The organism is Amycolatopsis thermalba (assembly GCF_003385215.1).
Taxonomy (GTDB): domain Bacteria; phylum Actinomycetota; class Actinomycetes; order Mycobacteriales; family Pseudonocardiaceae; genus Amycolatopsis_E; species Amycolatopsis_E thermalba.
Window position 1 is genome coordinate 14,094 of record NZ_PQHW01000067.1, and the last position, 24,949, is coordinate 39,042.

At 71.4% G+C, this 24,949-nt stretch carries 22 protein-coding genes; 8 read left to right on the top strand and 14 right to left on the bottom strand.

What is annotated here, in order from left to right:
* The first annotated feature begins 60 nt into the window (after window positions 1-60).
* Window positions 61-762: a DNA alkylation repair protein gene (locus tag D0D15_RS23810; RefSeq protein ID WP_094009112.1), complete on the top strand. Its 702-nt coding sequence runs from the start codon at window positions 61-63 to the stop codon at window positions 760-762.
* On the opposite strand, the gene pheT is transcribed toward D0D15_RS23810, so the two are convergent.
* The 6 genes from pheT to infC all read right to left on the bottom strand — a co-directional run bounded on the left by pheT (window position 759) and on the right by infC (window position 6,612).
* Complete coding sequence (gene pheT / locus D0D15_RS23815) at window positions 759-3,278, bottom strand: phenylalanine--tRNA ligase subunit beta (protein ID WP_094009113.1); 2,520 nt, start codon at window positions 3,276-3,278, stop codon at window positions 759-761. The two genes, D0D15_RS23810 and pheT, sit on opposite strands and share 4 nt — an antisense overlap.
* The gene (pheS, locus tag D0D15_RS23820) at window positions 3,279-4,346 is read right to left on the bottom strand and encodes a phenylalanine--tRNA ligase subunit alpha (protein ID WP_094009114.1); all 1,068 of its coding nucleotides are present in this window, start codon (window positions 4,344-4,346) and stop codon (window positions 3,279-3,281) included.
* 96 nt (window positions 4,347-4,442) lie between these two features.
* Entirely contained in the window at window positions 4,443-5,261 is an 819-nt protein-coding gene (locus D0D15_RS23825; protein WP_094009130.1) for a TrmH family RNA methyltransferase, read from the bottom strand.
* A gap of 14 nt (window positions 5,262-5,275) precedes the next feature.
* Entirely contained in the window at window positions 5,276-5,662 is a 387-nt protein-coding gene (rplT, locus tag D0D15_RS23830) for a 50S ribosomal protein L20 (RefSeq protein WP_017981981.1), read from the bottom strand.
* A 68-nt stretch (window positions 5,663-5,730) separates the two neighbouring features.
* Window positions 5,731-5,925 carry a 50S ribosomal protein L35 gene (rpmI, locus tag D0D15_RS23835; RefSeq protein ID WP_020420415.1) on the bottom strand — a complete coding sequence of 65 codons (195 nt, stop codon included), beginning with the start codon at window positions 5,923-5,925 and terminating at the stop codon, window positions 5,731-5,733.
* Between the two features lie 72 nt (window positions 5,926-5,997).
* Window positions 5,998-6,612, bottom strand: a complete 615-nt coding sequence (gene infC / locus D0D15_RS23840) for a translation initiation factor IF-3 (RefSeq protein WP_094009115.1) — start codon at window positions 6,610-6,612, stop codon at window positions 5,998-6,000.
* Window positions 6,613-6,822: 210 nt separating this feature from the next.
* On the opposite strand from infC, the gene D0D15_RS23845 reads away from it, so the two are divergent.
* Window positions 6,823-7,191, top strand: a complete 369-nt coding sequence (locus D0D15_RS23845; protein WP_115944744.1) for a DUF1844 domain-containing protein — start codon at window positions 6,823-6,825, stop codon at window positions 7,189-7,191.
* A gap of 423 nt (window positions 7,192-7,614) precedes the next feature.
* On the opposite strand, the gene D0D15_RS23850 is transcribed toward D0D15_RS23845, so the two are convergent.
* Window positions 7,615-7,995: a RidA family protein gene (locus D0D15_RS23850; protein WP_094009117.1), complete on the bottom strand. Its 381-nt coding sequence runs from the start codon at window positions 7,993-7,995 to the stop codon at window positions 7,615-7,617.
* Window positions 7,996-8,010: 15 nt separating this feature from the next.
* Window positions 8,011-8,754, bottom strand: a complete 744-nt coding sequence (locus D0D15_RS23855; RefSeq protein ID WP_094009118.1) for an IclR family transcriptional regulator — start codon at window positions 8,752-8,754, stop codon at window positions 8,011-8,013.
* A 91-nt stretch (window positions 8,755-8,845) separates the two neighbouring features.
* On the opposite strand from D0D15_RS23855, the gene D0D15_RS23860 reads away from it, so the two are divergent.
* The 3 genes from D0D15_RS23860 to D0D15_RS23870 are packed head-to-tail and all read left to right on the top strand — an operon-like array spanning window position 8,846 to window position 13,116.
* A complete protein-coding gene (locus D0D15_RS23860; RefSeq protein WP_094009119.1) occupies window positions 8,846-10,147 on the top strand; it encodes an amino acid deaminase in 1,302 nt (433 codons plus the stop codon).
* A 9-nt stretch (window positions 10,148-10,156) separates the two neighbouring features.
* Window positions 10,157-11,737: an N-acyl-D-amino-acid deacylase family protein gene (locus D0D15_RS23865; RefSeq protein WP_094009120.1), complete on the top strand. Its 1,581-nt coding sequence runs from the start codon at window positions 10,157-10,159 to the stop codon at window positions 11,735-11,737.
* Window positions 11,734-13,116 carry a GntP family permease gene (locus D0D15_RS23870; protein WP_115944745.1) on the top strand — a complete coding sequence of 461 codons (1,383 nt, stop codon included), beginning with the start codon at window positions 11,734-11,736 and terminating at the stop codon, window positions 13,114-13,116. The genes D0D15_RS23865 and D0D15_RS23870 overlap by 4 nt, the downstream gene beginning before the upstream one ends.
* 40 nt (window positions 13,117-13,156) lie before the next feature.
* Here the strand turns inward: D0D15_RS23870 and D0D15_RS23875 are convergent, their stop codons facing one another.
* Genes D0D15_RS23875 through D0D15_RS23885 form a run of 3 tightly spaced genes read right to left on the bottom strand, consistent with a single transcriptional unit; the run spans window position 13,157 to window position 15,872 of the window.
* Complete coding sequence (locus D0D15_RS23875) at window positions 13,157-13,576, bottom strand: YbjQ family protein (protein WP_094009122.1); 420 nt, start codon at window positions 13,574-13,576, stop codon at window positions 13,157-13,159.
* A gap of 20 nt (window positions 13,577-13,596) precedes the next feature.
* Window positions 13,597-14,268: a response regulator gene (locus D0D15_RS23880; protein ID WP_094009123.1), complete on the bottom strand. Its 672-nt coding sequence runs from the start codon at window positions 14,266-14,268 to the stop codon at window positions 13,597-13,599.
* Window positions 14,265-15,872 carry an ATP-binding protein gene (locus D0D15_RS23885; protein WP_115944746.1) on the bottom strand — a complete coding sequence of 536 codons (1,608 nt, stop codon included), beginning with the start codon at window positions 15,870-15,872 and terminating at the stop codon, window positions 14,265-14,267. Before D0D15_RS23885 ends, D0D15_RS23880 begins: the two co-directional genes overlap by 4 nt.
* A gap of 185 nt (window positions 15,873-16,057) precedes the next feature.
* Here D0D15_RS23885 and D0D15_RS23890 point away from each other — a divergent pair, with 185 nt between their 5' ends.
* Entirely contained in the window at window positions 16,058-17,368 is a 1,311-nt protein-coding gene (locus D0D15_RS23890; protein WP_094009125.1) for a cation:dicarboxylate symporter family transporter, read from the top strand.
* 246 nt (window positions 17,369-17,614) lie between these two features.
* On the opposite strand, the gene D0D15_RS23895 is transcribed toward D0D15_RS23890, so the two are convergent.
* The 3 genes from D0D15_RS23895 to D0D15_RS23905 all read right to left on the bottom strand — a co-directional run bounded on the left by D0D15_RS23895 (window position 17,615) and on the right by D0D15_RS23905 (window position 22,359).
* On the bottom strand, window positions 17,615-18,070 hold the full coding sequence (locus D0D15_RS23895; protein ID WP_094009126.1) for an SRPBCC family protein: 456 nt from the start codon (window positions 18,068-18,070) through the stop codon (window positions 17,615-17,617).
* 119 nt (window positions 18,071-18,189) lie between these two features.
* Window positions 18,190-21,045: an excinuclease ABC subunit UvrA gene (uvrA, locus tag D0D15_RS23900; protein WP_094009127.1), complete on the bottom strand. Its 2,856-nt coding sequence runs from the start codon at window positions 21,043-21,045 to the stop codon at window positions 18,190-18,192.
* 54 nt (window positions 21,046-21,099) lie between these two features.
* Window positions 21,100-22,359 carry an acyltransferase family protein gene (locus tag D0D15_RS23905; RefSeq protein WP_094009128.1) on the bottom strand — a complete coding sequence of 420 codons (1,260 nt, stop codon included), beginning with the start codon at window positions 22,357-22,359 and terminating at the stop codon, window positions 21,100-21,102.
* Window positions 22,360-22,474: 115 nt separating this feature from the next.
* Between D0D15_RS23905 and D0D15_RS23910 the strand changes: the two genes are divergently transcribed.
* Together D0D15_RS23910 and D0D15_RS23915 are read left to right on the top strand one after the other, a co-directional pair.
* Window positions 22,475-23,152: an MBL fold metallo-hydrolase gene (locus D0D15_RS23910; protein ID WP_094009129.1), complete on the top strand. Its 678-nt coding sequence runs from the start codon at window positions 22,475-22,477 to the stop codon at window positions 23,150-23,152.
* 320 nt (window positions 23,153-23,472) lie between these two features.
* Complete coding sequence (locus D0D15_RS23915) at window positions 23,473-24,837, top strand: N-6 DNA methylase (protein ID WP_115944747.1); 1,365 nt, start codon at window positions 23,473-23,475, stop codon at window positions 24,835-24,837.
* The last annotated feature ends 112 nt before the right edge of the window (window positions 24,838-24,949 follow it).

Here is a 24,949-nt window from a genome sequence, read left to right on the forward strand (position 1 = left end):
TTTCCGCCAGCCGACGCGCGGCGGAACCCGGGATGCCACCCGACGGGGAAAGGAGCTCGGATGGACGAAGCGGACGAACTGGTCCAGGCGGCGCGATCGGGACTGGCGGAGCTGGCCGATCCCGTGAAGGCACCGGAGATGCGCCGGTACATGAAGTCCGAGATGGACTTCCGGGGCGTGCCGAAACCGGAGCGGGCCAAACTGGCGCGGCGCGTCTTCGGCGAGCATCCCCTGCCGGACCGGGACGCGTTCGTCGCGGCGGTCCGGACCCTGTGGCGGGAGGCCGCCTTCCGGGAGGAGCGCTACCTGGCGATCGACCTGACCGGGCACCGGGCGTACGCGCGGTGGCAGGACCACGAACTGGTGCCGCTCTACGAAGAGATGATCGTCACCGGAGCCTGGTGGGACTACGTGGACGAGATCGCCATCCGCCGCATCGGGCCGATCCTGCGGGCCGACCGAGACCGGGTGACGCCGGTGCTGCGGCAGTGGGCGCGCGACGCGGACAGGTGGCGGTGCCGGGCCGCGGTGATCTGCCAGGTGACCGCCAAGGCGGACACCGACCGCGACCTGCTGACCGCGGCGATCGAGGCCAACCAGGACGACCGGGACTTCTTCCTGCGCAAGGGGATCGGCTGGGCGTTGCGCGACTACGCGCGCACGGAGCCGGACTGGGTGCGTGCCTTCGTCGAGGCGCATCCCGCACTGTCGCCGTTGTCAGTGCGGGAAGCGCTCAAACACCTCGGCGGTGGAACTCGCTAGGCGCGCAGCTCCGCGCCGTAGCGCGAGCCGGCTTCGGCGACGGCGGCGTCGCGCGCCTGCGTCGCCTCGTCCACGGTGAGCGTGCGGTCCGGAGCGCGGAAGCGCAGCTTGTAGGCCAGCGACCGCTTCCCGTCACCGACCTGGTCGCCGGTGTAGACGTCGAACAGCGACGTGTCCTCGAGCAGGTCGCCGCCCCCGGCCACCAAGGCCTCGGCCAGGTCGCTGGCGGGCACCTTCGCGTCGACGACCAGCGCGACGTCGAGCAGCACCGGCGGGTACGGCGAGATCACCGGGGCCGGCCTGCGCTCCCTCAGCGGGATCGCGTCCAGGTCGAGTTCCATCGCGACGGTCCGCTTGGGCAGGCCGAGCGCCTCGATCACCTTGGGATGCAGCTCACCGGCGTGCCCCACCGGCCAGTCGCCGACGAGCAGCTCGGCGCACCGGCCGGGGTGCCACGGCGCCAGCTCGGCGTTGCGCACCCGCAGTTCGACACCGGCGGCCTGGCCGACCAGGCGCGCGGCCTGGACGGCGTCCGCCCAGCCGGCCTGCTCGCCCTTGCCCCACCAGCCGGCCTGCTCGCGCTGACCGGCGAGCACCACCGCGACGTGCTGCGGCTGGGCCGGCACCGCGGCCTCCAGCTGCGCCAGGTCCTCGTCCGACGGGCGTCCCGCGACACCCAGTTCCGGCATCGGGACGGGGCTCGCGCCGGGCAGGACGACCTGTCCGATGTGGAACAACGCGAGGTCCTTGAAACCACGGGAAGCGTTGCGCTGCAACGTGTCCAGCAGACCGGGCAGCAGGGTCGTCGCCAGCCGGTCCTTGTCCGCCTCCAGCGGGTTCTGCACCCGCACCGTCTTGCGGCGCACGTCGTCGGCGGGCAGGCCGAACGCGTCCCACACCGGCTCGCCGACGAACGGGAACGGCTGGACCTCGACGTACCCCGCCTCCGCCAGAGCACGCGACACGGTGCGGCGGCGGCGCTGCGCGGCGGTCAGGCCGGTCCCGGCCGGGGCGGTGGGCAGCACCGACGGGATGCTGTCGTAGCCCTCGAGCCGCAGCACCTCCTCGACGAGGTCGGCGGGCTGCTTCAGGTCGGCACGCCAGCTCGGCGGGGTCGCGGTCACCGTCGCGACGCCGTCGTCCCCGGCGCCGACCGTGACCTTGCACCCGACCTGGTTCAGCCGCCGGACGGTCACCCCACGGTCGTAGCGCACGCCGGCGATCCGGTCGGGCAGGCTGATCGGCATGGTGATGGGCGACAGCGGCTCGACGGAGCCGACGTCGGTGCGGCCGGGCTGGATGCTGCCGTCGCCGTAGGTGCGCAGCAGCCGGGAGGCCCGCTCCACCGCCGCCGCGCAGACCTGCGGGTCGGTGAACCGCTCGAACCGCTTGGCGGCCTCGGAGAACAGCTTGTGCCGCCGCGCCGTGCGGCTGATCGACGGCGGGTCCCAGTGGGCGCCCTCGATCAGGACGTCGGTGCTCTCGATGCTGATCTCGGTGCTCGCGCCGCCCATGGTGCCGGCCAGCGACACCGGGCCGCGCTCGTCGGCGATCACGACGTCGTCGGCGTCGAGCGTGCGCTCCACGTCGTCGAGCGTGGTGAGCTTCTCCCCCGGCTTCGCGCGCCGGACGACCAGGCCGCCCTGCAGGGACGCGGTGTCCCACGCGTGCAGCGGCTGGCCGAGCTCGAGCATCACGTAGTTGGTGACGTCCACGGCCAGCGAGATCGACCGGATCCCGGCCAGCAGCAGGCGGCGGCGCATCCACCACGGGGTCGGGGCGCCGGCGTCGAGACCGGTCACCCGGCGCACGACGAACCGGTCGCAGCCGGTGGGGTCCTCGATCTCGACCGGCCACGCCTCGCCCTCGGCGGCGGGCAGGTCGAGCGCGGCCGGGTCGCCGAAGGGCACGTCGAGCGCGGCGGCCAGCTCACGCGCCAGCCCGCGCACCGACAGGGCGTAGCCGCGGTCGGGGGTCGGCGTCACCTCCAGCACGGTGTCGGCGAGGCCGAGGACCTCGTGGCCGGAGTCGCCGGGGCTCGCCGTGGACGGCGGCAGCACCAGGATGCCGCTGTGGTCCTCGCCCAGGCCCAGCTCGCGGGCCGAGCAGATCATGCCGTCGCTGACGCGGCCGTAAGTCGTGCGCGAGGAGATCTCGAACGGCCCGGGCAGCACGGTGCCCGGCAGCGCCACGACGACCAGGTCGCCCTCGACGAAGTTCGTGGCCCCGCAGACGATGCCGCGGGTGCGGATGCCGGACGGGCCCTCGTTGTCCGCGGGCTCGTCCTCGGACGCCTCCTCACCGACGTCGACGCGGCAGAACCGGATCGGCTTCTTGAAGCCGGTCAGCTCCTCGATCTCGGCGACGCGGCCGACCACGAGCGGCCCGGTGACCTGGTCGAGCGGGCGGACCTCGTCGACCTCGATGCCGATGCGGACGAAGGCATCGGCCAGCTCCTGCGGTCCGACCTCGCCGGCATCCAGATGCTCGAGCAGCCAGCTGACGGGGACTCGCACTTAGGCCTCCGTTCCGAAGGGAAGGGTGAAGCGGACATCGCCCTCGACGATGTCGCGCATGTCCGGGATGCCGTTGCGGAACTGCAGGGTCCGCTCGATGCCCATGCCGAACGCGAAGCCGGAGTGGACGTCCGGGTCGACGCCGCACGCGCGCAGCACGTTCGGGTGCACCATGCCGCACCCGCCCCACTCGACCCAGCCCGGGCCGCCGGCCTTCTCCTCGAACCACACGTCGACCTCGGCCGAGGGTTCGGTGAAGGGGAAGAAGTGCGGGCGCAGCCGCGTCCGGGACTTCTCACCGAACATGGCGCGGGCGAACGCGTCCAGGGTGCCCTTGAGGTGGGCCATGGTGAGACCCTTGTCCACCGCGAGCCCCTCGACCTGGGAGAACACCGGGGTGTGGGTGGCGTCCAGCTCGTCGGTGCGGTAGGTGCGGCCGGGGCAGACGACGTACACCGGCACGTCGCGATGCAGCAGCGTGCGGGCCTGCACCGGCGAGGTGTGCGTGCGCAGCACCAGTCCGGAGCCGGGCTCGCCGGCGTAGAAGGTGTCCTGCATCTGCCGCGCCGGGTGGTCCTTGGCGAAGTTGAGCGCGTCGAAGTTGAACCACTCGGCTTCCAGCTCGGGGCCCTCGGCGACCTCCCAGCCCATGGCGACGAAGACGTCGGCGATCCGCTCGCTCACCGTGGTGAGCGGGTGCCGCGCGCCGCGCGGGATCCGGTCCCACGGCAGCGTGACGTCGACGGCCTCCTCGCGCAGGACGCGCTCGTCGCGCTCGGCCAGCAGCGTGGCCCGCCGGGCGTCGAAGGCGGCCTGGATGGACTGGCGCGCCTCGTTGACCCGCTTGCCGACCTCGGCCTTCTCCTGCTTGGACAGGGAGCCGATGGCGCGGCGGGCGAGCATCAGCGGCGAGTGGTCACCCAGGTGGGCCGGCTTCACCGCGGCCAGGGCGTCCAGGTCGCCGGCGGCCTGGAACTCGGCCTCGGCGTGCTTCACCGCCGCCCCCAGGGTCTCGGGCGAGGTGGCCTCGGCCGGGGTCAGGTCCTGCTTCTCGGTGGCTCCGGACATAACTCCTCGGTGTCCGCTGGACGGGATCCGCCGTGCGAGGTGCACACGTGACGATTACCGGTGGATTCTAGGCGATCGCGATCCGGCGCCGGCGCGTCACCCGGCCGGACGACGGGCCGCCATCGCGCTGGTGTAGAGGCACACGGCGGCCGCCGTGGCCAGGTTGAGGCTCTCCGCCGCGCCGTAGAGCGGAATCCGCACCGGCAGGTCCACCGCGGCGAGGACCTCGGCCGAGAGCCCGTGGGCCTCGTTGCCGAAGACCCAGGCGGCCGGGGCGGCGGCGTCGATCGAGCCCAGCTCGGTCTCGGCGTAGCCGTGGGCGCCGAGCAGGCGCAGCCCGGCCGCGCGGCAGGCGGCGAGCGCGGCGGCGGTGTCCCGCACGCGCGTGAGAGGGAGGTGGAAGACGCTGCCCGCGGAGGCGCGGACGCATTTGCCGTTGTGCGGGTCGACGCTGTCACCGGTGAGGATGACCGCGTCGGCGCCGGCCGCGTCGGCGACCCGGATGACGGTGCCGGCGTTGCCGGGGTCGGCCACGCCGTCGAGCACCGCCACCAGCCGGGCGGTGCCGTCGAGCAGGCCCTCCAGGGGCCGGTCGAGCAGCGAGCAGACCGCGACGATGCCCTGCGGGGTCACGGTTTCCGACAGCCCGGCGGCGGCGCGGTCGGTGATCGGTGAGACGCGCACGCCCGCCTCACCGGCCGCGGCGACCAGCTCCGGGTGGGCCTGCGCGGCGCGTTCGGTGACGAACAGCTCGTGCACGGCGCCGGGATCGCGGGCCAGGGCCGCGCCGACGGCGTTGGCGCCCTCGGCGAGGAACCGGCCGGTCTTGTCGCGCTCGGCGCGGCGGGTGAGGCGCCGCGCAGCAACGACCCGGGGGGTCCGTTCGGTGAACGGAGCCGCCCCGGGCCGGGTCAGATCAGCGTGCTTGCTCAGGCCGACTTCTTCTCGTCGCTCGGCCCGGTCGTCACGTTCTGCTTGGCCAGCTCGGCCAGCGCGGTGAACGCCGCGGGGTCGTTGACGGCGAGGTCGGCGAGGATCTTGCGGTCGACCTCGACACCAGCGGCCTTGAGGCCCTGGATGAAGCGGTTGTAGGTCACGCCGTTCTGCCGCGCGGCCGCGTTGATGCGGGTGATCCACAGCTGGCGGAAGTCACCCTTGCGGGCACGTCGGTCCCGGTAGGCGTAGTTGAGCGAGTGGAGCATCTGCTCCTTCGCCTTGCGGTACAGCCGCGAGCGCTGGCCGCGGTAACCGCTGGCCAGTTCGAGAGTTGCGCGACGCTTCTTCTGGGCGTTGACCGCCCGCTTGACGCGTGCCACGGGTCCGTCCTGTCGATCTCAGGGGGCGCGATCGGCGCCCCGGGGGTTTACGGCGGAAGAGGAGAGCTTCAGCGGCCGAGCAGCCGCTTGACCCGGCCGACGTCGTTCTTGGCGACCTCGCCGGTGCCCTCCAGGCGACGGGTGACCCGGCTGGACTTCTTCTCCATCAGGTGGCGGCGGCCGGCCTTCTGGCGGCGAAGCTTGCCGGAGCCGGTGACCCGAATCCGCTTCGAGGTCCCGCTGTGCGTCTTCATCTTCGGCATTGAGTGCTCTCTTTCATGGTGCAGCACACCGGAGTTCCGGTGTGCTGCGAACTGCGTCGGTCGCGGCGCCCGTCAGGAGTCGACGGGTTCCTTGGCGGCCTTCTGCTTGGGCTTGGCGTTCTTGTGCGGCGCCAGCACCATGATCATGTTGCGGCCGTCCTGCTTCGGGGACGCCTCCACGTAACCGAGCTCGGCCACGTCTTCGGAGAGCTTCTGCAGCAGCCGGAAACCCAGCTCCGGCCTCGACTGCTCACGACCGCGGAACATGATGGTCACCTTGACCTTGTTCCCCGCGGCGAGGAAGCGGGACACGTGCCCCTTCTTCGTCTCGTAGTCGTGCTGGTCGATCTTCGGGCGCAGCTTCTGCTCTTTGATGACGGTGAGCTGCTGGTTACGGCGTGACTCGCGGGCCTTCTGCGCGCTCTCGTACTTGAACTTGCCGAAGTCCATGAGCTTGCAGACCGGCGGGCGCGCCTGCGGGGCGACCTCGACGAGGTCGAGATCCGCTTCCTGGGCGAGCCTGAGCGCATCCTCGATGCGGACGATGCCGACCTGTTCCCCGTTCGGTCCGACGAGCCGGACCTCGGGAACGCGGATGCGTTCGTTGATGCGTGTCTCGGAGCTGATGTGGCCTCCTTGGTCCGAGGTGTGTTGTCTAGCCTGCTCGACCTGGTGCCCACATACCACGGGCCCCGTCCCTGGCGTACCTGCCCGGGATGCGGGGCCCAGCTTTTCCGATCACATCCGGCAACGAATGCCGAACGTTCCGCCGCCATCGGCCAACGCCGGTGACGGGACCGGACCCGGCCGCCTCGTGCGGCGACTCGGGTGGGAGCGGGGCTCCACTTGCCGCCCCCGATTCCTCGGGGACTGGTCGCACGTGGAAGGGTACCAGACGTGCTTGACGATGGTTCCAACGCGCCCGACCCGGGCGATATTTCCCCGCCCGTCCGCGACCTGCAGGACATCCCCAGCGTCGAGGTCATCAGCCGGGCCGCGGTGATGCTGCTGTCCGCGGCGGCCGAGCGGCTCGGGCTCGCCGACGAGGACCCGGACACCAGCCCGCACCGCGACCTCGACGAGGCCCGGCGGCTGATCACCGCGCTGGCCGGGCTGGTCACCGCCTCCGCCGAGTACCTCGGTGTGCACGCCGCTCCGCTGCGTGACGGGCTGCAGTCGCTGCAGAAGGCGTTCCGGGAGGCGACCGCGGTGCCGGTCGCGCCCGGGCAGGGGCCCGGCGAGAAGTACACCGGGCCGGTGATCTGAGGATCCCCGGTCAGCGGGCCGGCCGGGCGCGGATGAGCCCGGCAGGGCACCCCCGCGCGGGGGTGCCCTGCCGGGCGTTCAAGTGCGCGGCGGGGCCCGCTAGTGCCAGGTAGGCAGGCCCGACGAACCACGACAGGCCCAGCCCGGTCCAGCTGCGCTGTGTCGGCCGGCCGACGAGCCGTGCTGCGACGGCCAGCCGCGCAGGCACTCTGAGCCAGCGCGCAGGCGCTCTCAGCCAGACGGCAGGCTCGGCCGGCCACGACAGGCCCGGCCGGGCGAGCCGCGCTGGGCCGGCCGGCCCGGCTGGGCTCCGCCGGCCCGGCTGGGCTCCGGCGGGCGGGCTGGGCTCCGCCCGCCCGGCTGGGCTCCGGCGGGCGGGCTCGGCCGAGCCCCGGCTCCACTCCACCCGCCGGGCGCGCCGGGTCAGTCCACGACCGCCAGCAGGTCGATCTCCACCAGCAGGCCCTTCGGCAGCCCGACGTACACCGTGGTGCGGGCGGGGTACGGCTCGGGGATCAGCTGGTTGTAGACCTCGTTGAACTCGGCGAAGTGGCCGGTGGCCGTCAGGTACGCGCGCACCATCACGACGTCCTCCCAGCCCGCGCCCGCCTCGGTGAGCACCGCCTCCAGGTTCTTGAACACCTGGCGCGTCTGCTCGCCCACGGAGGCGCCCACCACCTCACCGGTCTTCGGGTCGAACGCGACCTGCCCGGCCAGCTGGAGGATGTTGCCCTTGCGCACCGCGGGCGAGTAGTTCGCCGCCGGTTTCGGGGCGTTCTCCGTGCTGATCGCGACCTTCGCCATGTAGGGGTTCCTTCCTCACCTGCTCCATCCATTGTGGATGGACGCGTCCTCGGCGGCGGCCCGCAGGTCCGGCAGCAGCGCCAGCAGGCCGTCGCGGTCCAGCAACACCTTCGGCACCGACAGCGACACCGCCGCCAGCACCGCACCACCCGGTCCGCGCACCGGCGCGGCGATGCAGTGGATGAAGTCCTCGTGCTCGGCGTCGTCCACCGCGTACCCGCGCTCGGCGACCGCAGCCAGCTCGGCCAGGTACGCCTCCGCCGTGGTGATCGTGTTCGCGGTCAGCCGCGGGTAGTCCAGCCCGCGCGCGATCTTCTCCCGCTGCGCCGGCGGCAGCGCGGCGACCAGGACCTTGCCGACCGCCGTGCAGTGCAGCGGCGCGCGTTTGCCCACGCGGGAGTACATCCGCACGCTGTGCCGGCCCTCGTACTTGTCGACGTAGACGACCTCGCCGTCCTCGTAGGTGGCCAGGTGCACGGTGTGCCCGGTGCGCTCGTTGAGCGCGGCCAGCGCGGGCGCGGACTCGCGCCGCACGTCGCGGCCCTCCAGCGCCCGGCTGGCCAGGTCGAACAGGGCGCTGCCGAGCCGGTAGTGCCGCGCCCCCTCGCGCCGCACGAAGTGCTGCGTCTCCAGGGTGCGCAGCAGCCGCAACACCGTCGACTTGTGCACCCCGAGCTCACCGGCCAGCTCGTCGAGCGTGCTCGCGCCGCCGGCGAGCGCGGTCAGCAGGCTCAGCCCGCGATCAAGACTCTGGCTCACGCTCACTCCATTGACCCGCCACGAACCGGATGCTACACCTATCGCATTCATTCTGCGCAACGTACGTTGCACAACACGCAACGGAGCTCGAATGGCTTCCTCCGACTGCACCCTCGATCCGGACGCGCTGGCGGCGATCGGCGGCGAACGGCTCGACTGGCGGTTCAAGTCCGTGCCCGCCGACCTGTGGGGCGCCACGCTCGCCGAAGCCGCCGCACGGCGGCCCGGCCTGTTCACCGGCGGATTCGTCGGGCCGGTCGTGGTGCTGGAGGCGGACGCGCTGGAGCACAACCTGCGGACCATGGCGGACTGGTGCGCCCGCGCCGGCGTGCGGCTCGCGCCGCACGGCAAGACCACCATGGCGCCACAGCTGTTCGCGCGGCAGGCCGAGCACGGCGCGTGGGGCATCACCGCGGCCAACGCGAGCCAGCTGCGGGTCTACCGCGCCTTCGGCGTGTCCCGGATCCTGCTGGCCAACCAGCTCGTCGACCCCGCGGCCCTGCGCTGGCTCGGCGCCGAACTCGACGCGCACCCGGAGTTCGAGTTCAGCTGCTGGGTCGACTCGGTCGCCTCGGTCGAGCTGATGACCGGGGCGCTGCGTGGCACGCGCCGCCAGGTCGACGTGCTGGTCGAACTCGGCGGCGACGGCGGGCGCACCGGCGCACGCGGCCTCGACACGGCGCTGAAGATCGCCGAGGCCGCGCACGCCAGCCCGGCCCTGCGCCTGGCCGGCACCGGCGGCTACGAGGGCGCGCTGGCCCACGACCCGAGCCCGGCGTCCCGGCAGACGGTCGACGGCTACCTGGCGCGCCTGCGTGACCTCACCGTCGCGATCGCCCGGCGCGGCCTGTTCGCGGGCCTGGACCAGGTGATCGTCACCGCGGGCGGCAGCGCCTACTTCGACCAGGCCGCCGCCGCGCTCGCCGGGGACTGGGACGGCCTGCCGGTCGTGCCGGTCCTGCGCAGCGGCGCCTACCTGACCCACGACGACGGCTTCTACCGGGGCATCTCCCCGCTCGGCGAGCAGCCGCGCATCGCCGGGACCCCGCGGTTCCGCTCCGCGCTGCGCGCCTGGGCGCAGGTCACCTCGCGCCCCACCGGCGACCTCGCCCTGCTGACGCTCGGCAAGCGGGACGCCTCCTTCGACGAGGGCCTGCCCGAACCGCAGTGGCACCGGCGTCCCGGCGAACCACCCGCGCAGCTGACCGGCCACACCGTCACCGCGCTCAACGACCAGCACGCCTTCGTCGCGCTGCCCCCGGATTCGCCGCTGCGGGTGGGCGACTGGGTCGGGCTGGGCCTGTCCCACCCGTGCACGGTGTTCGACAAGTGGCCGCTGCTGCCCGTGGTCGACGGCGACACCGTCGTGGACTTCGTCCGCACCTACTTCTAGGAGGCCGGAATGGACCTCGTCCTGCGGGGCGCGCGGATCGCCGACGGCACCGGCGCTGCCCTGTTCCGGGCCGACGTCGGCGTCGCGCGCGGCCGGATCGCGGAGATCGGCCCGGGCCTGACGGGCAGGCGGGTGATCGACGCGGACGGGCTCGTGCTCGCGCCCGGGTTCGTCGACATGCACTCGCACTCCGACCTGCAGCTGCTCGCCGCGCCGGACCACCTGGCGAAGGTCTCCCAGGGCGTGACCACCGAGGTGCTCGGCCAGGACGGCCTGTCCTACGCCCCGGTCGACGACACCACCCTGGCGGCGCTGCGTGAACAGCTCGCCGGCTGGAACGACGACCCGCCCGGGTTCGACTGGAACTGGCGCTCGGTCGGCGAGTACCTGGACCGGCTCGACCGCGGCATCGCCGTCAACGCCGCCTACCTGGTCCCGCAGGGCACCGTCCGGATGCTCGCCGTCGGGTTCGGCGACCGGCCGCCGACGGAGTCCGAACTGGACCGGATGCGCGAGCTGGTCGCGACCGGTCTCGACGAAGGCGCGGTCGGCATGTCCTCGGGCCTGACCTACACCCCGGGCATGTACGCCGACGACGACGAACTGGTCGCGTTGTGCGAGGTGGTCGGCGCGCGCGGCGGCTACTACAGCCCGCACCACCGCAGCTACGGCGCCGGCGCGCTGGAGGCGTTCGCGGAGATGGTCGAGGTGTGCCGCCGCGCGAAGTGCCCGCTGCACCTGGCCCACGCCACGATGAACTTCTCCGTCAACAAGGGGAAGGCACCGGATCTGCTGCGGCTGCTGGACGCCGCGCTCGACGACGGCGTGGACATCACCCTCGACACCTACCCGTACCTGCCCGGCGCGACCTACCTGTCCGCGCTGCTGCCGAGCTGGGCGGCCGAGGGCGGGATCGCCGCGACCCTGGAGCGCCTGGCCGATCCGGGCACGCGCGAGCGGATCCGGGCCGAGATCGAGGAAACCGGCTCCGACGGCGCCCACGGGGTGCCGATCGACTGGGAGTGCATCGAGATCAACGGCGTCCGCAGGTCCGAAAACGCCCATCTCGTCGGGCATTCGGTGGCCGAGTCCGCGCGGCGCGCCGGGGTGCCCGCCGCGCAGCTGTACTTCGACGTGCTGCTCTCCGAGCGGCTCGGCACGTCGTGCCTGATGCACGTCGGGCACGAGGAGAACGTGCGGGCGATCATGCGGCACCGCACGCACACCGGCGGCAGCGACGGGCTGCTGGTGGGCGACCGCCCGCACCCGCGCGCCTGGGGCACCTTCCCCCGCTACCTCGCCCGGTACGTGCGGGAACTGGGCGTGCTGGACCTGGCCGAGTGCGTCGCGCACCTGACCGGTCGTGCCGCCCGGCGGCTGCGGCTGGCCGATCGCGGGCTGGTCAAGCCGGGGTACGCGGCCGACCTCGTGCTGTTCGACCCGGACACGGTCGCCGACACGGCCACCTTCGACGACCCGCGGCAGCAGGCCGCGGGCATCCCCTACGTCTTCGTCAACGGCGTCGCGGCCATCGACGACGGCAGGCCCACCGGCGCGCTCGCCGGTCACTCCCTCAGGAGGTCCGCTTGATCGACTGGCTGCAGCACTCGACTCCAGGGCTGCTCACGCTCGCGGCGGTGTCGATCGCCGTCCTGCTGGTCATGATCATCCGGTTCAAGACCGAACCGTTCATCGCCCTGATCATCGTCGGGCTGCTCACCGCGCTGGCCGCCGGGCTGCCGGTGGGCACGATCGTCGGCACCGCGCAGAAGACGTCGGACTCGTTGCTGGAGAAGGGTTTCGGCGGCATCCTCGGGCACATCGCCGCGATCATCGGGCTGGGCACGCTGCTCGGCGCGATCCTGGAGAAGTCGGGCGGGGCGCGGGTGCTGACCGGCGCGCTGCTGCGCGCGTTCGGCGAAAAACGGGCGCCGCTGGCGATGGGCCTGGCCGGGTTGATCTTCGGGGTTCCGGTGTTCTTCGACATCGGCATCTTCGTGCTCGCGCCGCTGGTCTACGTCGCCGCGCGGCAGGGCGGCCGGTCGCTGCTGCTGTACTGCCTGCCGCTGCTGGCCGGGCTGTCGATGACGCACGCGTTCATCCCGCCGCACCCGGGACCGGTGGCGGCGGCCGGCCTGCTGCACGTCGACCTCGGCTGGATCATCCTGATGGGCGCGGTCTGCGGCCTGCCGGCGTGGTTCCTCGCCGGGGTGGTGTTCCCGTCGTGGATCGGCAAGCGGATGCACATCGAGGTGCCGGCCGAGATGATCGTCGAGGAGGACGGCGACGAGGGCCCCGGGCCGTCGCTGGCGCTGGTGTCGGCGATCATCGCGGTGCCGCTGGTGCTGATCCTGGCCGGCACGTTCGGCAGCATCTGGCTGCCGAAGAACTCGGCGCCCGCGGGCGTGGCGGCCTTCGTCGGCACGCCCGCGGTGGCGCTCACGATCGCCGTGCTGCTCGCGTCCTGGCTGCTGGGCACGCGCCGCGGGATGACCGGCAAGGAGCTGTCGGCGCTGTCCGCGGCGTGGTTGCGCCCGGTGGCGATGCTGCTGCTGGTGGTCGGCGCGGGCGCGTTCTTCGGCGCGGTGCTGTCGGCGACCGGGATCGGCAAGGCGGTCGCCGACTCGCTGCAGGCCGGTGGGCTGCCGGTGATCGCGGCCGCCTACGTGATCAGCTGCGGGCTGCGGCTCGCGCAGGGCTCGGCGACGGTGGCGATCGTGACCACCGGTGGCATCGTCGCGCCGACCGTGGCCGGACTCGGGTACTCGCAGGCGCAGCTGGCGCTGATCGTGGTCGCGATCGCCGCCGGGTCGATCATCGCCTCGCACGTCAACGACGGCGGGTTCTGGATCGTGTCGCGGTACTTCGGCCTGACCGTCGGCGAGACGCTCAAGACCTGGACGGTGCTGGAAACCATCCTGTCCGTGTCCGGGTTCGCCATGGCCGCGATCCTCATGGCCGTCGTGTAGACCGCGGGCTCGCCGCCCCGGGGCGGCGAGCCCGCGTCCGTCACTGCTGCGGGAACTGGCCCTGCGGCTGCTGCTGGTACTGCTGCTGGGCGCCTGCGTCCACGCCGTCGGGCACCACGTACACCGCGGTGCCGTAGGCGGCGATCTCGCTCGCGGTCTGGGCGATCTCGTTGCAGTCGAAGCGCATGCTCAGCACCGCGTTCGCGCCGAAGGACATCGCCTCCTGGCAGAGCCGCCCCAGCGCCTCGTACCGGGAGTCGGACAGCAGCTTAGACAGGCCCTTCAGCTCACCGCCCGCCATCGCCTTGAACCCGGCGCCCAGGTTGGAGAACATGTTGCGGCTGCGCACGGTCAGCCCGAACACCTCGCCGTACACGCGCACGACCCGGTAGCCCGGCAAATCGTTCATGGTGGACAGCAGGATCGGAAACCGCGGCTGCTGCTGGTAAGGCTGGCTCATGCCGCGGATCGTAGCGCCCGTCACGTGACGGCCCGGTACCAAACCTCGGGGCGCCCGACCTGTCCGTATCGCGGCTCTCGTCGCGCGAGTCCGTTGTCGGCCAGGTATTCCAGATAGCGCCGCGCGGTCACCCGGGACACGCCGGTCGCGGTGGCGGCCGCGCCCGCGGACAGCCCGTCCGGTTCCTCCCGCAACGCCGAGACCACCGCGTCCAGGGTCTGGCCGCTCATCCCCTTCGGCAGGGCCGTCGCCACCGGTGAGCGCAACGCGGCGAACGCCCGGTCCACCTCGGACTGACCCACCTCGCCGGTTTCCCCGAAGCTGTCCCGGAACTTCGCGTACCGGTCGAGCTTGTCCCGCAGCGAGCCGAACGTGAACGGCTTGATCAGGTACTGCACGATGCCCACCGACACCGCGGCCTTGACCACCGCCAGGTCCCGGGCGGAGGTCACCGCGATCACGTCCACCGGGTTGCCGGCGGCCCGCAGCGCCCGGCACACCGCGAGGCCGTGCGTGTCGGGCAGGTAGAAGTCGAGCAGCACCAGGTCGGCGGTGTCGCGCTCGAAGAACCGCAACGCCTCCGCCCCGGAGTGGACGACCGCGGCGACCGTGAACCCGGCGACCCGCTCCACGTAGGTGCGGTGCGCCTCGGCGGCGACCGGATCGTCCTCGACCACGAGCACCCGGATCACCGCGGCACCTCCTGCCGCACCGGCAGCCGCACGGTGAACACCGCGCCTTCCCCAGTCGTCACGTCCACACTCCCGCCGTTGCGCCGGACCACCTGCCCGACCAGCGCCAGCCCCAGGCCGTGACCGTCCGGTTTGGTCGTCCAGCCCCGCTCGAACACGCGCCGCCGCACCTCGTCCGGCACACCCCGGCCGGTGTCGGCGACGCGCAGCAGCAACTCCGGCCCCTCGATCTTCGCGGTCACCGTGACCCGCGGCCGCCCGGGGCGCTCCCCCGCGGTTTCGATGGCCGCGTCGATCGCGTTGTCGATCAGGTTGCCCAGCACGGTGATCAGGTCGCGGGGCTCGATGCCGGTGTCGGTGTCCTCGATCGCGGTGTCCTCGGTCAGCACCAGCTCCGCGCCGCGCTCGCTGGCCTCGGCGGTCTTGCCGAGCAGCAGCGCCGCCAGCACCGGTTCGGACACCGCGCCCACCACCCGGTCGGTGAGCCGCTGCGCGATCTCCAGCTCGGCGGTGGCGAACTCGATCGCCTCCTGCGTGCGGCCCATCTCCACCAGGGACACCACCGTGTGCAGGCGGTTGGCCGCCTCGTGCGCCTGCGACCGCAGCGACTCGGCCAGCCCGCGGGCGGTGGTCAGCTCGCCGGTGAGCAGCTGCAGGTCGGTGTGATCGCGCAGGGTGACGACCGTGCCGTGGTCGTTGGCGCGGGCGCGGGACCGCACCGGCGCGGTGCTCACGACCAGCACCCGCACGTCGGTCAGGTGGATCTCGTCGCGCCGCGGCTCCTGCTCGCGCAGCGCCTCGACCAGGCTCGGCGGCAGGCCGAGCCCGGTGACCGGGGCGCCGGTGGGATCGGTGTCCAGCCCGAGCAGCTCGCGGGCGGCGTCGTTGCACAGCACCACCCGCTCGTCCGCGCCGACCAGCACCAGCCCCTCGCGCACCGCGTGCAGGGTCGCCTCGTAGTAGGCGAAGACGCTGCTCAGCTCGGCCGGGGCGAGACCGCGGGTCTGCCGGCGCAGGCGGCTGCTCACCAGGTAGCTGCCCGCGATCCCAACCGCCAGCGCGGCGCCGGCCACCGCGGCGAGCGTCCAGATCCGCTGCGCCAGCGCCGCCGAGATCGCGTCGACCTTGATGCCGACCGAGACCAGCGCGACCACCCGGCGCTCGCCGTCGAACACCGGTACCACCGCGCGCATCGACGGGCCGAGCGTGCCGGTGTAGGTCTCGGTGTAGATCCGGCCCTGCCGGGCGACGTCGATCGTGCCGAGGAACCGCTGGCCGATCAGCTCGGGGTTGGGGTGGGTGTAGCGGATGCCGCCGGGGTCCATGATCGTGATGAAGTCGACCCCGGTGTCGCGCCGCACCTGCTCGGCGAAGGGTTGCAGCTCGGTGCTCGGCGCGGGCAGCCGCACCGCGGACAGCACCGTCGGCGAATCGGCGAGGGTGCTCGCGATGGCGACGACCTTGTCCCGGGCGCGGGCCTCCACCGCGCGGGCGGCGTCGAAGTAGGCCAGCAGCGCGCCCACCGCGACCAGCACGGCCACTCCCGCCACCTGAAGCAGGAGCAGCTGCCGCGCGAGGCTCCAGCGCCTGCTCGTGAACCGCATCCCGCCATCCCAGCACACGGAACGTGCGGCCGGACGCGCGAACTCTATGAACACAACGGTGACCGCGGTCATAGCGGTGACTGATAGTCACTCGCAAGCTGCGCCGGACAGGGCGCGCCTCGTCCCCACAGGAGGCAACGTTGCCTACGGCACAACCGGCCGGCGCGAAACCGCGCCGCGACCGGATGCACTACCTCTACCTCGCGGTCGTCGCCGCGGTCGTGCTCGGTGTCGCGGTCGGGATCCTCTTCCCCGACTTCGGCAAGAGCCTGGCCTGGCTCGGCACCGGGTTCGTCAACCTGATCAAGATGATGATCTCGCCGATCATCTTCTGCACGATCGTGCTCGGCATCGGGTCGGTCGCCAAGGCGGCCAAGGTCGGCAAGGTCGGCCTGATGGCCATCGGCTACTTCCTGGTGATGTCCACGTTCGCCCTGGCGATCGGGCTGATCGTGGGCAACCTGCTGCACCCGGGCAGCGGCCTGCACCTGGACCCGTCGTCGATCGCGAAGGCGCAGGAACAGGCCAGCAAGGGCAGCGAGGGCACCACGGACTTCGTGCTCGGCATCATCCCGACCTCGCTGGTGTCGTCGTTCACCGAGGGCTCGGTGCTGCAGACCCTGCTGGTCGCGCTGCTCGCCGGGTTCGCGCTGCAGAAGATGGGCGACGCGGGCAAGCCGATCCTGCGCGGCATCGAGCACATCCAGAAGCTCGTGTTCCGGATCCTGGCGATGATCATGTGGGCCGCGCCGGTGGGCGCGTTCGGCGCGATCGCCGCCGTCGTCGGCGCGACCGGGTGGAACGCGTTGAAGAGCCTCGCGGTCGTGATGGTCGGGTTCTACGTGACGTGCGCGTTGTTCGTGGCGATCGTGCTCGGCGCGATCCTGTGGCTCGGCGCGCGGATCAGCATCTTCAGCCTGCTGCGTTACCTGGCCCGCGAGTTCATCCTGATCGTGTCGACGTCCTCGTCGGAGTCGGCGCTGCCGCGGCTGATCGCGAAGATGGAGCACCTGGGCGTGTCCAAGCCGGTGGTCGGCATCACGGTGCCCACCGGGTACTCGTTCAACCTGGACGGCACCGCGATCTACCTGACGATGGCGACGTTGTTCATCGCCACCGCGCAGGGCAGCCCGCTGTCGGTCGGTGAGCAGATCTCCCTGCTGGTGTTCATGATCATCGCGTCGAAGGGCGCGGCCGGCGTGAGCGGCGCGGGCCTGGCGACCCTGGCCGGCGGTCTGCAGTCGCACCGGCCGGACCTGGTCGGCGGCGTCGGGTTCATCCTCGGCATCGACCGGTTCATGTCCGAGGCGCGCGCGGTGACCAACTTCGCCGGCAACGCGGTGGCTACCGTCGTCATCGGGTCGTGGACCAGGGAATTCGACCGGTCGCGGGCCCAGCGGGTGCTGTCCGGGCAGGACCCGTTCAACGAGACCACGCTGGTGGACGACCATCCGGCCGCCGAACCGGAACGGGAGCCCGTGAAGGCCGGCGTCTGACGCGTGCGGCTGGTGATCGCGATCACCAGCCGCCGGGATCACCGGCTTCCCCGTGCCCTCCGCCGGCTGCGGTCACCCGTGCCGGCGGGGCAGAGCGTGACCCCGCGCCGTCACCTCGGGGCGGGCTCACGCGCAGCTACCGGTGGGTCCGGCCCGACCGGCCGGATCCACCGGTTCTGTCCTGCGCCGGGGCGCGGGCCGCCGTCCACTCCGGACTGACCGGCGAGCTGGGCCGCGCGGGGTTCGTCAGCGCGCCCCCGCCGCGCTGAGGTGGGATTCCAGTCCGCGCCGGCCGCGCCGCATCATGAGGGCGTGGTTGGCGCGGAACACCGGCCGGGCCAGCGGCGAGAGCGTGCGCAGCAACGGTTTCGTGGCGATGACCCGTTGCGTGATCTCCAGGCGGGTGCCGCCGGGGAGCTGGAGCGCGGTGGCGGCCAGCGAACCCTCCAGGTCGCCGGTGAGGTGGACCCGCATGCGGCCGGTGTCGCGGTCCTCCTCGGCGCGCCGCATCCGGATGACGAGCGCGTACGGCAGAACCGCGCGGCAGACGAGCTGGGCCGTGTTGTCGTCGACCCGGGTCACCTCGCGCACGTCCGGCCACCAGCGCGGATACCCGGCGACATCGGTGACCGCGTCGAAGACGGTGCGCGCGGGTGAGGACAGCAGCCAGGTGTCCCGGAAGTGATAGGCGTTGACCCGCATGGACCAAGTATGCGAAGAAACGGCGCCCGCCGCTGATCTTGCACGCAGGCAGTGGCTCACGGACGTACCCGTGCGGGAGGCCGCCGCGGGACTCGCGACGGCCCTCCGCCGGGCTCGTCTCAGTTGAGCAGGTCCCGCAGGAACTTGCCCGTGTAGCTCTCGCCGACCTTGGCGACGTCTTCGGGCGTGCCCTCGGCGACGATCGTGCCGCCGCCGGAACCGCCCTCGGGGCCGAGGTCGACGACCCAGTCCGAGGTCTTGATCACGTCGAGGTTGTGCTCGATCACGATCACCGTGTTGCCCTTGTCGACCAGCCCGTTGATGACGCCGAGCAGCTTGCGGATGTCCTCGAAGTGCAGGCCGGTGGTCGGCTCGTCGAGGATGTACACCGTCTTGCCGGTCGAACGCTTCTGCAGCTCGCTGGCGAGCTTCACGCGCTGCGCCTCACCACCGGACAGCGTCGGCGCGGGCTGGCCCAGCCGGACGTAGCCCAGGCCCACGTCCACCAGCGTCTGCAGGTGCCGGTGGATCGCCTTGATCGGCTCGAAGAACTCGGCGGCCTCCTCGATCGGCATGTCGAGGACGTCGGAGACCGTCTTGCCCTTGTAGTGCACCTCGAGCGTCTCCCGGTTGTACCGGGCGCCCTTGCAGACCTCGCAGGGCACGTACACGTCGGGCAGGAAGTTCATCTCGATCTTGATCGTGCCGTCGCCGGCGCACGCCTCGCAGCGGCCGCCCTTGACGTTGAACGAGAACCGGCCCGGCTGGTAGCCGCGCACCTTCGCCTCGGTGGTGGCCGCGAACAGCTTGCGCACGTGGTCCCACACGCCGGTGTAGGTGGCCGGGTTGGACCGCGGGGTGCGGCCGATCGGCGACTGGTCGACCCGTACCAGCTTGTCCACCTGGTCGAGGCCGCGGACGCGGGTGTGCCGTCCGGGCACCTGGCGGGCGCCGTTGAGCTTGTTCGCCAGCACGGTCGCGAGGATGTCGTTGACCAGCGTCGACTTGCCCGAACCGGACACGCCGGTGACCGACACCAGGCAGCCCAGCGGGAACGACACGTCCACGCCGCGCAGGTTGTGCTCCCGCGCGCCCACCACGGTCAGCTGCCGCTTCTTGTTCACCGGGCGCCGGATCGCCGGCACCGGGATGACCTCCTGCCCGGACAGGTACGCGCCGGTCAGCGACTTCTTGTTCTTCAGCAGCTTCGTGAACGGTCCGCTGTGGACGATGTGCCCGCCGTGCTCGCCCGCGCCCGGCCCGATGTCGACCACCCAGTCGCTGGCGCGGATGGTGTCCTCGTCGTGCTCGACGACGATCAGCGTGTTGCCCAGGTCACGCAGCCGGGTCAGCGTGTCGATCAGGCGGCGGTTGTCCCGCTGGTGCAGGCCGATCGACGGCTCGTCCAGCACGTAGAGCACGCCCACCAGGCCGGACCCGATCTGGGTGGCCAGCCGGATGCGCTGGGCCTCGCCGCCGGACAGCGTGGCCGAGGCCCGGTCCAGCGACAGGTAGTTCAGGCCCACGTCGAGCAGGAAGCGCAGCCGCGCCTGGATCTCCTTGAGCACCGCGCCGGCGATCATCGCCTCGCGCTGCCCCAGCTTGAGGCCGTCGAGGAACTCCGAGGCCTCCTCGATGGACAGGGCGCACACCTCGGCGATGGACCGCTCGCCGCGCTCGGCGTGCTCGAGGGTGACCGCGAGGATCTCCGGCTTGAGCCGGCTGCCCTGGCACGCGGGGCACGGCACCTCGCGCATGTAGCCCTCGTACCGCTCGCGCATGTACTCGGACTCGGTCTGGTCCAGCCGCCGCTCCAGGAACGGGATGACGCCCTCGAAGCTCGCGTAGTAGCTGCGCTGGCGGCCGTACCGGTTGCGGTAGCGGACGTGGACCTGCTCGTCGACGCCGTGCAGGACCGCCTTCTGCGCCTTGGCCGGCAGCTTGCGCCACGGCGTGTCCATGCGGAACCCGATGGTCTCCGACAGCGACTCCAGCAGCCGCTGGAAGTACTCGGCGCTCTGCCCGCCCGACCACGGCGCGATCGCGCCCTCGGCCAGCGACAGCTCGTCGTCGGGCACCACCAGCTCCGGGTCGACCTCCTTGCGGATGCCGATGCCGGTGCACTCCGGGCACGCGCCGTAGGGCGAGTTGAACGAGAACGAGCGCGGTTCGAGGTCCTCGATCGCCAGCGGGTGGCCGTTCGGGCAGGCCAGGTTCTCGGAGAACCCGCGGATGCGGTGCGGGTCACCCTCCGGCAGGTCGACGAACTCCAGCTCGACCAGACCGTCGGCCAGGCGCAGCGCGGTCTCCACCGAGTCGGTCAGGCGCTGCTTCGCCGAGGCCTTGACGGTGAGCCGGTCGACCACGACCCCGATGTGGTGCTTCTCCTGCTTCTTCAGCTTCGGCGGGTCGGTGAGCTGGTACACCTGCCCGTCGATGCGCGCCCGCGAGTAACCCTGCTGCTGGAGGTTGCTGAACAGGTCGAGGTACTCGCCCTTGCGGCCGCGCACGACCGGCGCGAGCACCTGGAACCGGGTGCCCTGCTCCATGGCCAGCACCTGGTCGACGATCTGCTGCGGGGTCTGCTTGCTGATCGGCTCACCGCACTGCGGGCAGTGCGCCTTGCCGGCGCGCGCGTAGAGCAGCCGGAGGTAGTCGTAGACCTCGGTGATGGTGCCCACGGTGGAGCGCGGGTTGCGCGAGGTGGACTTCTGGTCGATCGACACCGCGGGCGAGAGGCCCTCGATGAAGTCGACGTCCGGCTTGTCCATCTGCCCCAGGAACTGCCGGGCGTAGGCCGACAGCGACTCCACGTACCGCCGCTGCCCCTCGGCGAAGATCGTGTCGAAGGCCAGGCTCGACTTGCCCGACCCGGACAGGCCGGTGAACACGATCAGGCTGTCCCGGGGCAGGTCGAGGTCGACGCCGCGGAGGTTGTGCTCGCGCGCACCGCGAACAACGAGGCGATCAGCCACGGATGAGGTCCCTTCCCTGGAATGTGACGGCCGGATCAGCCAGCCGCATCCATGCTAGGACGACCCACCGACAGAAACCGGAGCCGGACCGGTCGGCTCCTCGCGGACGAGGTCGTCCGGAGCCGTCCGGGGTGGCGGTGCGGTGGCACCGCGCGGCGTGGTCAGCCAGCGGTGGGCCGGCCGTTCGACGAGTTTCGTGAGCAGCCACCCGGCGCCGATCGCCGCCCCCAGCACCAGCGGCAGCCGCGCCCAGCCCGGCAGTCCCGCGAGCTGCAGCGCCTTGGCCAGGATGTAGCCCAGCTCCTGGTGCAACAGGTACACGCCGTAGGAAATTCCGGCGAACCAGGTGATCACCGGGGTCAGCGGGCGCAGGAACGTCCAGTCCGGGCCCTTGGCCGCCGCGCACACGAGAACCAGCACGAGCGCGAACCCGACGTCGGAGGGCACCCGCGCGGGGTCGGTGGGCAACGCCACGTGGAACGGGTAGAGGTGCAGGTCCTGGGCGGCGACCACGGCGACGAGCAGCAGCGCCAGGTGCGGGGTGGACAGCCGGTTCCGCGACCACAGCCAGACCGCGATACCGGCCGCGAACGCGTGCAGCCGGTGCAGCCCGAACCCGAACACCACCGCGAACGCCCAGGGGGCGGGGTTGGTGACGCCGAACACCCAGAACCGCAGGACGAGCGGGACGACGATCATCGCCCACGTCAGCACCTTCGCGTGCCGGGCCGCGTGCGGCGAGCGGAACCAGCGGGTGCGCGACCACAGCAGCGCGGCGCCGGCGAAGACCATCAGCTGGACGGGCAGCGTCCAGTAGGAGCCGTCGAGCCAGATGAACCCCTGGTGCCAGCCCTGGATCATGGTCAGGTTGACCAGGAGGTCCCAGCCGACGGGCACGTACCAGCTGCTGACCCAGGCGAGGCCGTCGGTGGTCGGGCCGAACAGCTTGTCCCACCAGTGGCCGCCGAACTCCTGGCCGTTGAACGAGGCGTCCGCGCAGCGCATCACGAAGTAGGTGAGCAGCACCGCGACCAGGTACGGCGGGACGAGCCGGGCCGCCTTCTTCCACATCCACCGGCGGGGGTCGCCGCGCCGGATCGTCTGGCAGACGAAGAACGCCGAGACGACCATCAGGATCGCGGCGCCGAACTGGGCGGTGACCTTGACCGGGTAGTCGTCCAGCTCGGTGTGGGCGAGCGGGCCCTGGTGGGTGATGTGACCGAGCATCACGGACAGGACCGCCAGGACGCGCACGGCGTCCCAGCTGATCCGCCGGGTGCTGGTGCGGGGGGTTTCGGGGAGGAAGCTCGGCACTGTCTCGGGGCGTCTCACAAGATCGGGTCGGGGACGCAGCGGAGCCTACGTTACCGATCTGAGATCAACCTGAACGGGTGGAACGGTGCGTGGCGCGGCGGCTACGGTTGGCGGCGTGAACGTCGTAGAGGACTACACCGGCCACGTCGAGCCGGGCGGGGACGCGGCCCGGCGCGTGCTGGACCGGCTGACCATCACCAAGCTGTCGGTCGGCCCGATGGACAACAACGCCTACCTGCTGGTTTGCCGTCGGCAGAACGAGGCGCTGCTGATCGACGCCGCGGCCGACCCGGAGCGGATCTCGGATCTCATCGGCCACGGGCCGGATCGCCCGGCGCTGCGCACGATCGTGACCACCCACCAGCACGCCGACCACTGGCAGGCGCTGGGCGCGGTGGCCGGCGCGTACGGAGCGAACACGGCGGCTCACCCGTTGGACGCTTCGGTGCTGCCGGTCCCGCCGGACTTCCTGGTCGAGGACGGCGACACGCTCACGGTGGGTGACTGCACCCTGGAGGTGATTCACCTGAGGGGGCACACTCCGGGCTCGATCGCGTTGTTGTACCGCGACGCGGACGGCAGCACACACCTCTTCACGGGCGATTCGCTGTTCCCGGGCGGCGTCGGGAAGACGACCTCGCCGGAGGACTTCCAGTCGCTCCTGGGCGATGTCGAGACACGGGTGTTCGACCGGCTCCCGGACGAGACGTGGTTCTACCCGGGCCACGGCGACGACTCGACGCTGGGCGCGGAGCGCCCGAAGCTCCCGGAGTGGCGCGAGCGGGGCTGGTGACGTGCCGGACGGGCTGCTGTCGACGTGACGGACAGCCCGTCCGCTCCGCAGATCGACCCTGCGCCGAGCTCACCGATGGCACGTCGTCACACAAGGCAACCGCGGCACGGCGGTCAACTAGGCCGTCCGAATGAGCACCCGATGAAATGAGCTCTCTTCTCCCGGAGCAATTGGAGTAGGCATTACGCCGGAAAGCGTAATCAGCCGGATTCCACTACGCCATTCTGCTGAGCCGCGATCCGAATTGGCGCACTACTTGACGCGCCACCCAGTCCACGACGAATCTCGAAAGAGGTTCGCACAGGGAACTGGGAGGCGTAATGACGGTCCCCCGCGCCGGGTCACGACGGTTATCACGGAGCGAGGGCCGTTTCCTCGACATCATCAGCCAGTTCGGCAGGGAGCTCGCACCGAGGATGCGGGGTGACGGACGGAGCGAGGATCGCCTCCGGACCCCCGTCGCGGGGCTCATCCAGCGCCTCGGCGACACCTACGGCATCAGCCTCGTCGTTCACGACGAAGTGGTGCTGACTGAACTCAATTCACGCCCCGACATGGCCGTGGATGCCCCGAGCGGGCGCATCGGCTACCTGGAACTCAAAGCACCCGGAAAGGGAACACCCGAAACCTGGCGCCCGAACCAGCACGACCGGCGGCAATGGGAAAACCTGAAATCGCTGCCCAACCTGATTTACACCGACGGGACCTCCTGGGCGCTGTATCGGAAAGGAAACCTGGTCGGCAGGGTCGGCACCCTTGACGGGGACCTGGCCCGCGCGGGAGGGCGCCTCAAGCCGGCGGACGCGTCACTCGAACGACTACTCAAGGATTTCCTCGAGTGGCGACCCGAACAGCCGCGGTCCCTGCGTGCAGTGGTCAACGAGGTCGCGCCACTGTGCCGCCTGCTCCGGGAGCAGGTTCTGGAGACTCTGACACTGGAGAGAACGTCCCCGGAGCAGCCCTTCACGATCCTGGCCCTGGAGTGGCGCAGCATCCTGTTCCCGGCAGCGGGCGACAAGAAGGACGAAGCCGATCAGAACTTCGCGGATTCCTATGCACAAGCCGTCACGTTCGGGCTGCTCCTGGCACGCGTCGACGGAGTGTCCTTCGAAGGTCGCTCACCGGCCGGCATCGCCGAACAGCTCGCCAAACAGCATTCGCTCCTCGGGGAAGCGTTGCTCATCCTCGCGCACCCGAGATGGGTCGGGCACCTCAACGTCGTCGACACCCTCGTTCGAATCATCGGCAACATCGACTGGTCCCTGGTCGACATGGGCGACGCGGACACCTACGCGAAGCTGTACGAGACGTTCCTGGACAGCTACGACCCAGCGCTGCGCCGACGCAGCGGTACGTACTACACGCCGGCACCCGTCGCACGGGCCATGGTCTCGTTCGTCGACGAGATCCTCAAACTGCGCTTGGGCAAACGGCGCGGTTTCGCCTCACCCGACGTCGTGGCCTTGGACCCCGCCATGGGCGCCGGAACCTTCCTCGCGGAGGTGCTGGAAAGCGCGGCCGGCACGTTGCGGGCAGAACGGGGCTCCAGGGCCGTCCCCGCAGCCCACATCCGTGAGCTGTTCGCCAAGCGACTGGTCGGTTTCGAGCTACAGGCGGCGCCCTTCGCGGTTGCGGAGCTACGCCTGCATGCGACGCTCCGCACCATTTACGGCTCTTTGTACTGATGTGTGGGTGGGTCTGCCCAGGTAGCGGAGGGGCACGTCGTTGCTGGGTCTAGGTTTCTGAGCTGTCGAGGAACAGAAACCGGATAGACGGAGAACGACGTGCCCGCTGCCA